The 7971-nt window shown below is 54.9% G+C and carries 7 protein-coding genes and 2 tRNA genes; 3 read left to right on the top strand and 6 right to left on the bottom strand.

Annotation, left to right across the window (positions count from 1 at the left end; genetic code table 11):
- Positions 1 to 64: 64 nt before the first annotated feature.
- Entirely contained in the window at positions 65 to 793 is a 729-nt protein-coding gene (locus V0R60_RS22355; protein ID WP_136477559.1) for an SDR family oxidoreductase, read from the bottom strand.
- A 189-nt stretch (positions 794 to 982) separates the two neighbouring features.
- Positions 983 to 1996 (bottom strand): LacI family DNA-binding transcriptional regulator, encoded by a 1014-nt coding sequence (locus V0R60_RS22360; protein ID WP_330079281.1) that lies wholly within the window; start codon positions 1994 to 1996, stop codon positions 983 to 985.
- 311 nt (positions 1997 to 2307) lie between these two features.
- On the opposite strand from V0R60_RS22360, the gene V0R60_RS22365 reads away from it, so the two are divergent.
- On the top strand, positions 2308 to 3849 hold the full coding sequence (locus V0R60_RS22365) for an FGGY-family carbohydrate kinase (protein WP_136477561.1): 1542 nt from the start codon (positions 2308 to 2310) through the stop codon (positions 3847 to 3849).
- Between the two features lie 183 nt (positions 3850 to 4032).
- On the opposite strand, the gene V0R60_RS22370 is transcribed toward V0R60_RS22365, so the two are convergent.
- Positions 4033 to 4109, bottom strand: a tRNA-Arg gene (locus V0R60_RS22370).
- Between the two features lie 308 nt (positions 4110 to 4417).
- On the opposite strand from V0R60_RS22370, the gene V0R60_RS22375 reads away from it, so the two are divergent.
- Positions 4418 to 4633 (top strand): hypothetical protein, encoded by a 216-nt coding sequence (locus tag V0R60_RS22375; protein ID WP_330079280.1) that lies wholly within the window; start codon positions 4418 to 4420, stop codon positions 4631 to 4633.
- Between the two features lie 3 nt (positions 4634 to 4636).
- Here V0R60_RS22375 and phnN read toward each other — a convergent pair whose 3' ends face one another.
- On the bottom strand, positions 4637 to 5233 hold the full coding sequence (phnN, locus tag V0R60_RS22380; protein ID WP_330079279.1) for a phosphonate metabolism protein/1,5-bisphosphokinase (PRPP-forming) PhnN: 597 nt from the start codon (positions 5231 to 5233) through the stop codon (positions 4637 to 4639).
- A 344-nt stretch (positions 5234 to 5577) separates the two neighbouring features.
- Here phnN and V0R60_RS22385 point away from each other — a divergent pair, with 344 nt between their 5' ends.
- Positions 5578 to 5904 carry an Arc family DNA-binding protein gene (locus V0R60_RS22385; protein ID WP_038616878.1) on the top strand — a complete coding sequence of 109 codons (327 nt, stop codon included), beginning with the start codon at positions 5578 to 5580 and terminating at the stop codon, positions 5902 to 5904.
- A gap of 65 nt (positions 5905 to 5969) precedes the next feature.
- Here V0R60_RS22385 and mgtE read toward each other — a convergent pair whose 3' ends face one another.
- Complete coding sequence (mgtE, locus tag V0R60_RS22390; protein ID WP_136477564.1) at positions 5970 to 7412, bottom strand: magnesium transporter; 1443 nt, start codon at positions 7410 to 7412, stop codon at positions 5970 to 5972.
- Positions 7413 to 7744: 332 nt separating this feature from the next.
- Positions 7745 to 7821 (bottom strand) — tRNA-Arg (locus V0R60_RS22395).
- Between the last annotated feature and the right edge of the window lie 150 nt (positions 7822 to 7971).

A 7971-nucleotide genomic window follows, 5' to 3' on the forward strand; every position in this document is an offset into this window, starting at 1 on the left:
TGGGGCGAGGTAAACGAGAAATGACCCGGTGCGTCCAGCACCGGGTACCTTGCAAACACTGTCTTTACATGTCGAAGGCAGAAGGCAGAACGATCATGTCGCGGATGGTCACATGACGGGGTCGGGTCAGGATATACATCACTGCGTCGGCCACTTCACAGGGGTTGATAATACTTCCACTCTCTTTTGCTTTTTTCAGGTTTTCTTCAGGCCAATCGGCGAGTAGCGCGCTGAGCACAGGCCCTGGCGACACCGCAGAAACGCGAATGCCATGTTTGTTGACCTGGCGCCGAACCGTCTGCACAAAACAATTGATAGCCCATTTGGAGGCAGCATATACAGGCTCCCAAGAGACGGGGAAGTGACCTGCCACTGAACCGGTGACGACGATGTCTCCAGTCCCTCGTTCGATCATGTGGGGGAGTACATCACGGATGTTTTTCATGACCGCGTTGATGTTGAGATTGAGCATACGATCTATGCCGACATCATCTGCCTCGATGAGATCACCGCCAATGTAGCTGCCGGCGTTGGCATAGAAAATATCAAGCTGACCTGCCTTATCCAAAACGCCGCTCAGAAGAGAAGCACAGCTCTGCGGATTCAACAGGTCAATCACCAGTGGAATAGCCGCTTTGCCGAGACGGTCACAAGCGCGCTGCAGTGCAGGCTCATCACGATCAATCAACACCACGCGAGCTCCGGCGGTAATCATGGCTTCGACAGTCGCCAAGCCAATACCCGATGCTGCCCCTGTAACGCCTGCGACTTTGCCAACGAGTTCGTTAGCCATCAGAAATCTCCTTTTGGCCCCCGCTTGGGCGAGGCACCGTTGTTGTTGTGGGAGTAATGTTGACGTTTACATTTTCAGGCTGCAAAACGTCTGGAGGGAGAATGTAGGGGGCAGTATTCCGCGATGTCAACGTTAACATTGTAGCGATTAGCCACAGGAAACATCTTTCAGCAAAATCGCTAAAGAGCGCTAGGGCTGCAGTTGCCCCTTCACGACCGCATCTGCCGGAACGTGTTGAGGGTCGTCGATTTTTTTCAGCAGCATGTTTATCGCGCTCAATCCAAGCGCGTAGGTGTCATGACTGATGCAAGGGATCGGCTCTCCGTAGAGATGGGCGTAAGGCACCTGATCAATGCTGAATAGCTGAATGTCATTCCGGGATACCCCGTGCTGGCGCATGGCTTCGAGTGAACCCAGGGTGATCAAAAGATTCAGGCCAAAAATGGCATCCGGGCGCTTGCCGCGTGCCAGGTATTCACTCACCGCTTCACGGGCAGGCCCCTGGGTGTAATCGCCGTGCAGAACATCCAATGACGTGTGCTCTGGATACTGATCCAGTGCTCGGCGAATACCTGCCAGGCGAGACAAGGTGATATTTGATCGCTCGGGGCCGCCCACCACCAGGAAGTGACGATGCCCCTGTTCGAGCAATGCGCTGATCCCCCGGTATCCGCTCTCCTGATTGTCCAGATAAACACCAGCAAAAGGCGCATCCGCGAGTTTTCGGTCAATTTGAACGACGGGGATGCCAGCCATTTCAAGCTTGGGCAGGTAGCTTGGATGGTAGTCATCCTCGTCCGAGACCACTGACAGAATGATTCCGGCGACCTGATAACTCAGCAAGGTATCGATCGCTCTGGCCTCAAGCTCTGCCGAGCCGTCTGTGTCAAAGAGCATCAGGGAAAAGTCTCTCCTTTTCGCCTCACGGGTGATCGCTTTGATGACCTCCCCGTAAAAGGGGTTGTCCAGGCTTGCAGTCACCAACCCGAACAGTCGGCTCTCCCGGCTTTTGAGGTTTCGGGCAAAAGCGTTAGGTACGTAGTTGAGTTCACGCGCCACTTCCAAAATTTGCGCAAGGGTCTCCTTCTTAACCTTCTCGGGCCTGTTCAATGCACGGGAGACAGTGACAGTCGTCATATTGACCCGTTTTGCGATGTCAGTGATTGTAGCTTTGCTCGGTTTTTTCATGAAATTACTGTCCACACTCACGTTCATTGACGACCTTTTTCAGTGCTTTGCCATGGTACCGGAAGCGGAAGGTAGAACTATTGTAAAGCCAAAATGCCTATGCTAGCTTGAAACCAATGTACACGTTAACATTTCACTCCCGTGCGGGATCAACATGCCTTTCAACACGGTTCGAACTTTAACTGGCGTTTTTTTAAGTCAAAAAATGTAAACGTCTACATTAGTCATTAGCAAATACCCTTCCTCTCACCATTCCTGCCTTTTGAAAAAGCGCAGTAAAGATGAGTCCCGCCCGACGTAAAGGTCACCATGCGATGAAGCGGATTATGAGTTACGTGATTGGAGTTGATATAGGTACTCAGAGCACCAAAGCGCTGCTGATGTCTACCGAAGGCGCAATCATTTCCCAAGCATCAGTTGCCTACAAAATTGAGCAACCGCGACCTCTCTGGGCTCAGCAGTGGCCGGAGGTATGGCTCGCTGCGGTGTATGAGTCGGTAGCGAGCGCTGTATCCAGGAGCTCGGTGCCTGTCAGTGAGATTAAAGCCATCTGCGTGAGCAGCTTGTACGGCGGATCAGGGATTGCAGTAGATGAGAACATCAGGGCGCTACATCCGTGTCTGATATGGATGGATAGACGAGCCCAGGCAGAAGTGGAATGGGTTCGCCAGAACATCAATGAGCAACAGCTCAAGCAAATAAGCGGGAATGGCATCGACAGCTATTACGGTTTTACCAAGATCCTTTGGCTCAAACGCCACAAACCGGAGGTTTGGGCTAGAACGCGATATCTGCTTCCGCCCAACAGCTATGTGCAATACCACCTCACCGGAGCGCTGAGCGTCGATCACAGCTCCGCCGGAAACATTGGCGGCGTCTACGACATCAAGGCGAGAACCTGGTCAGTACCCATGCTCGAAGCGCTCGGCATTGACGTGAAATTCATGCCGCAACGGCTCGTGGAATCCAGCGATATCGTAGGTCATCTGCTTCCCGAGGCCGCAACCAAGCTAGGACTCGCCGCAGGAACGCCCGTGGTCGCAGGCGGGGTCGATGCAGCGATGGCGACATTAGCTGCCGGGGTCGTCCAACCTGGCAACCACGTGGCGATGATGGGTACCAGCATGTGCTGGGGCTTTATCAATCAGAATACCGACGCTGACTTCGGCCTGATCAGCATGCCCTCGGTACACAATCCAGCCGGAGACCTCTACATTTTTGGCGGCGCTATTGCTGCCGGCGCATCGGTCAGTTGGTTCAGGGATCAGTTTTGCGCCCAGGAAAAACAAGCGGCGGCCCTACTGCCCAATGTCGATGTGCACGATCTGATGGAACTAGAAGCAATCGGAACGCCAGCGGGCTCAAACGGCCTGATCTTCCTTCCCTACCTGATGGGCGAACGCAGTCCGGTCTGGGATGCGCAAGCCTCCGGATCGTACGTCGGGCTTTCGCTGTTCCATACCAAGGCACATATGTATCGGGCTGTTCTTGAAGGACTGGCCTTTGCCCTTCGTCACAACATGGAGTGCGGGCAACGAGGATCTGGGCGATTGGACCCCGAACTGATCGTGGTAGGTGGCGCATCTGGATCCGACCTCTGGATGCAAATCATTGCCGACGTCACGGGTTATCCCGTTATAACCATTGAAGAGGAAGTTGAAGCACCCTTGGGTGGTGCCATGCTGGCGGCCTTGGCGATCGGTGCCATCGACACGCTGGCGCAGGTTCGGGACTGGCGAACGCTTCGCCCGCGCGCTCAGCCCAACCCTGAAAACAAGCGCATGTATGACCTTATGTTCGAGCAATATTGCAACATCTACCTGGCCCTGAAACCAAGCATGCATGCCTTGGCGCTGTTGAGCGAATGACATAGAAGTCCTGGCACTGGCCTGCTTGTGATCGCTTGAAACCATCAACCCCTCACTCTCGAAGAGCTAGAGGGGAAAGACGGCACTGTGGTACAGGCCATGAGCGCAGATCGAAGATCGAGAGGGCTTGCCCTTCGTGTATCACTGAGGCCGCTAGGCGGAGGCGTTGGAATAGGAAAAATATGGTGTCCCAGGGCAGGTTCGAACTGCCAACCTTCCCCTTAGGAGGGGGATGCTCTATCCAATTGAGCTACTGAGACATAGAGCCGGCAACGAGCGCTGCGCGACAAAGGACGGCGTGCATGTTAACCAGCAGGCCGGCGTTTGTCATGTCATCCGTGGGGCTTTTTGCCAATGGTCTTTGCTCTCTTCGTGGAAAGAATCGGGCATTTTGCAACAAGGCAGTAGGCCCTTATTGCAGATTGCATGAAAGCGCCAAACAAAAACATATGTAAGACATTGAATTTTAAGGAAAATAATCCAAAACAACACTGGCATGTGGTGTGCAGTTTCTTCTCTATAAAAAATAGGCCCGGCAACCGCCTCTCACCCCAGTGGAGTCTGCCAGATGAACCGCACACTGCTTCTGCTCAACGCCCTGGCATTGGTCGCCTTGATAGGTTTGGTCCTGCAACCGCAGGCCTCGACGGTTTCGTCCATGCCTCGGGCCCCGGCGATGGCTGCAAAATTGGCAGTCTTCGGTGGCCCTGCAACTACCGCCACCGTTTCACAGCAGAAAAACGGCCTGCCTGTCATGGCTGTCGGCGAACGACTGAGTTTTTGACCTTTATCGCCCGCTGAGCACACCGCGCTCACGCAACAACGCCATTAACTGCGCGACGGTGTCCTCAAGCTGGCCAGAATTGTCCAGTAAGCATACGGTTTGATCGGCCAATTGCAGCTGCTGGCTGCGCGCCAAGCGCTGTTCGATATCTTCCACGCTCTCCCGTCCGCGGCCCAACAAGCGTTGGCGCAGCACTTGGGGATTAACGGTCAGCAGTATCGCGAGCAAACCAGGGTAACGCTTGCGCGCCTCGCCCAGGTGCGCGCGTGAACCGTTTACCAGCACTGTACGCCCCTGCTGCAACTCGCTATCGATGTCCTTGGAAATGCCATACGCAAGGCCGTTGGCTCGCCAGCTCAACGCAAACTCACCCGCCGCGCACATTTGCTCGAAGCGTTCGAGGGAAACACTGATGGCATCCTCGCCCTTGGCTTCAGGGGAACGGGTTATTACCCTGCGCGCGATGAAAACATTGCGCTCGAGCAATTTTGCCCGGGCCGCATCGATCAAGGAGTCTTTGCCGACCCCCGAAGGCCCCATCAAATAAATCAAAGCCCCAGAGAAGGCTGTACGGGGTTCGGCGCTTGCGTCATGCTGCATAGCCACTATGCTCATTGGTAAGAAAGCTTGCGCATTTTAGACGCTTTCCACACGCTTTTTCGCCTGTTACCTACACGGTTTTGCTCTATCTACCGACGGGCTGCAATATGGAAAAATGTTAGCTTTTCAAACCAGTGCTCATTTCTGATAATTGGTACTGGCAAAAAGCCTTTATCCGGTTCAATATTTGTCACAGAATTGACGCCAAGGAACCGGCGACAATGAGGCATGATCCAACCCTCATTCACAATTCAGGTTGAACATTTTGTCACCGTGATGGTCGTACTGTGATCGTGCGGCCAATTTCGAGAACCGCTTCCCCTGAACTAAAACCGGTCAATTATATGCGCCCAATGAAACAGGCTGTTTACTCAAGCCGCACCGCTGACAAGTTCGTCGTCCGCCTCCCCGACGGAATGCGTGAGCGCATTGCCGAGGTAGCGCGCCACCACCACCGCAGCATGAACTCTGAAATCATCGCCCGCCTGGAACAGAGCCTGATCCAGGAAGGAGCTTTGGGTGATGAACTGAGCATGCGCCTGGACAGCCCAGAACTGTCACTGCACGAGCGCGAGCTGCTGCAACGCTTCCGTCAACTTTCCCATCGCCAGCAGAACGCTCTGGTGGCGCTGATTGCCCACGATGTCGAGATGGCTGCAGACGCCTCCTGAAGATCGCCAACGCAATTGAAAAAGCCAGCGTAAGCTGGCTTTTTTGTGGCTGCGATTTGCCCTAACTAGAGCAGGAAGATAGTAGCCAGCCCCAGGAAGATGAAGAAGCCGCCACTGTCGGTCATTGCTGTGATCATCACGCTGGCCCCCATGGCCGGGTCACGACCAAGGCGCGCCAGGGTCATTGGAATCAAGACCCCCATCAATGCCGCAAGCAACAGGTTGAGTGTCATTGCTGCAGTCATCACGACACCCAGTGACCAACTGCCGTACAGCAGGTAAGCCACCACACCGATTACACCACCCCACACCAAGCCATTGATCAAGCCGACCGCAAGCTCTTTGCGCATCAGGCGCGTGGTATTGCCGGGGCTGACCTGGTCGAGCGCCATGGCCCGCACGATCATGGTGATGGTCTGGTTGCCGGAGTTACCCCCAATGCCGGCAACGATGGGCATGAGTGCCGCCAAGGCCACCAGCTTCTCGATCGAACCTTCGAACAGGCCGATCACGCGCGATGCCACGAAGGCAGTGATCAGGTTGATCGCCAGCCACGCCCAACGGTTGCGCAACGAACGCCAGACCGAAGCGAAGATATCTTCTTCTTCGCGCAGACCGGCCATGTTCAGAACTTCGGTCTCACTTTCCTCACGGATCAGGTCGACCATCTCGTCGATGGTCAAACGGCCGATCAGGCGACCATTCTTGTCCACTACCGGTGCAGATACCAGGTCGTAACGCTCGAAGGCCTGAGCCGCGTCGTAGGCATCCTCCTCCGGGTGGAACACCACCGGGTCGTCGGCCATGACCTCGGCGACTTTCTTGTCCGGGTCGTTGACCAGTAGACGCTTGATCGGCAGCACACCCTTGAGAATGCCGTCGTAATCGACCACGAACAGTTTATCGGTATGCCCTGGCAGCTCCTTGAGCCGACGCAAATAACGCAACACCACTTCGAGACTGACATCTTCGCGGATGGTCACCATCTCGAAGTCCATCAGCGCACCGACCTGCTCCTCGTCGTAGCTCAGCGCAGAGCGGACGCGCTCACGCTGCTGGCCATCAAGGGTTTCCATCAGCTCATGGACGACGTCACGCGGCAACTCGGGCGCCAGGTCAGCCAGTTCGTCGGCGTCCATCTCCTTGGCGGCTGCGAGCAACTCATGATCGTCCATGTCGGCGATCAGTGTTTCTCGAACAGAGTCGGATACTTCCAGCAGAATGTCGCCGTCGCGCTCGGCCTTGACCAACTGCCAGACAGTCAGACGATCGTCCAGCGGCAGGGCTTCAAGAATATAAGCGACGTCAGCAGAGTGCAGGTCGTCGAGCTTACGCTGCAGCTCGACGAGGTTCTGGCGGTGAACGAGGTTTTCTACCAGGTCGTGGTGATGACCTTCCTGCCGATGGGTCAGGTCTTCGACCACGCGTTGACGCTGCAGCAGTTCGACCACCTGGGCCAGGCGATCCTGCAAGCTCTCTTGCGTCTTTTTTGCTTCGATTTCAGTCATAGGCGAACTCCACTCCCAGCAGCGGAGCACGCCGGGAGAATCAATCAGTCAGATCTTGATTGGCAAAACTTGCTATTGAGTAACTACTGGGTAAGTCCATGGTGGTATTCCACAAGCCCCGGCGGGGCTGACGGGCGCAATCATACACCGCTTGACCTGTCAGGGGGCTGAAAAAATCGCGGTTAGAACAATCGTTTGCGAGACATAGCTCAGACAACCTGCGCATCTATCAGTGCGACGGTAACCAAGACAAAAAAAACACATGTCAGCAATAAAAAGATAGGACACGGAAAAGCAAAAAGCCCGCCTAAGAAGGCGGGCTTTCTGTTGTATGGTGCACTCAGGAGGATTCGAACCTCCGACCGCTCGGTTCGTAGCCGAGTACTCTATCCAGCTGAGCTATGAGTGCAGGGTTGGCGCTTGATGGACCAGATCACCTCTGGTTACAGCTGAAGCAACTTTCTATAAGAAACCGCTTCGTCGTATGGTGCACTCAGGAGGATTCGAACCTCCGACCGCTCGGTTCGTAGCCGAGTACTCTATCCAGCTGAGCTATGAG

Source organism: Pseudomonas auratipiscis, from assembly GCF_036324085.1.
In the GTDB taxonomy this organism is placed as follows: Bacteria; Pseudomonadota; Gammaproteobacteria; order Pseudomonadales; family Pseudomonadaceae; genus Aquipseudomonas; species Aquipseudomonas auratipiscis.

Coding starts and splice junctions, on each gene's coding strand:
- mgtE (WP_136477564.1), bottom strand. CDS start 7,412: ATGACTGAAATCGAAGCAAAAAAGACGCAAGAGAGCTTGCAGGATCGC.
- V0R60_RS22385 (WP_038616878.1), top strand. CDS start 5,578: ATGCGCCCAATGAAACAGGCTGTTTACTCAAGCCGCACCGCTGACAAG.
- V0R60_RS22355 (WP_136477559.1), bottom strand. CDS start 793: ATGGCTAACGAACTCGTTGGCAAAGTCGCAGGCGTTACAGGGGCAGCA.
- V0R60_RS22365 (WP_136477561.1), top strand. CDS start 2,308: ATGAGTTACGTGATTGGAGTTGATATAGGTACTCAGAGCACCAAAGCG.
- phnN (WP_330079279.1), bottom strand. CDS start 5,233: ATGCAGCATGACGCAAGCGCCGAACCCCGTACAGCCTTCTCTGGGGCT.
- V0R60_RS22375 (WP_330079280.1), top strand. CDS start 4,418: ATGAACCGCACACTGCTTCTGCTCAACGCCCTGGCATTGGTCGCCTTG.